Source organism: Pseudomonas sp. 43(2021), from assembly GCF_017490805.1.
In the GTDB taxonomy this organism is placed as follows: domain Bacteria; phylum Pseudomonadota; class Gammaproteobacteria; order Pseudomonadales; family Pseudomonadaceae; genus Aquipseudomonas.
This window is the reverse complement of the sequence record NZ_JAFGYJ010000132.1, coordinates 1-659: the sequence shown is the minus strand read 5'-3', so window position 1 is coordinate 659 and position 659 is coordinate 1. Positions and strand designations below refer to the sequence as shown.

At 59.5% G+C, this 659-nt stretch carries 1 protein-coding gene; it reads right to left on the bottom strand.

Going from position 1 to position 659, the window contains the following annotated elements:
• Window positions 1-123 precede the first annotated feature (123 nt).
• On the bottom strand, window positions 124-659 hold a 536-nt coding region (locus J5M71_RS26345; RefSeq protein ID WP_279382380.1), incomplete at its 5' end, for a MaoC/PaaZ C-terminal domain-containing protein.

The following is a 659-nucleotide window of genomic DNA, read 5'->3' as shown; positions in this document are numbered from 1 at the left end:
GGTAATAAACGGGCAAAAAAAAGCCTTGATATTCAAGGCTAGTTTTTTTGCAGAGCGGCGGGCAGGGGGCGGAAAAACTTAAGTGATATATACACAATTAACGGGTTTTTCCGCCCCGCCAGATCAGGCGATCGGTTGCCACTGACCGACCATATGTTCCAGGTCGCCGGCACCGATCAGGCGCAACTCACCGCTGGAACCCGCGGCACTGGCCAGCAATGTCACTTCACTGGGCAGGCGCACCGGTTTGCGAAAGTGCACGGCGATTTCCAGGTTGGCTTTGGGCAGGTGATCAGAGAGTGCCGCCAGTGTGCGCGCCTTGTTCCAAAGTCCGTGCGCGATCGCGGTGGGAAACCCGAACAGTTTGGCGCTCGGCGCACTCAGGTGAATCGGGTTGTAGTCGCCGGAGACTTTCGCATACTGGCGACCGATATCGGCCGGCGCAGTCCAGCGCGCCACTTCGAGCAAGTCCTGTGACGGCTGCCATTCCTGAGCCAGCGCTTCGCCCTCGTGTTTTACCCCGCGACAGAGCATCCGGCTTTCGGCTTCCCACAGCGGCCCGAGCTGATCGTCGAGGGTGGTCAACAGATCGAACGTCGCGCCCTTGGCATGCGGTTGCAGATTGTGCACACGAACGCTGACTTGCGCGCGACTGATCG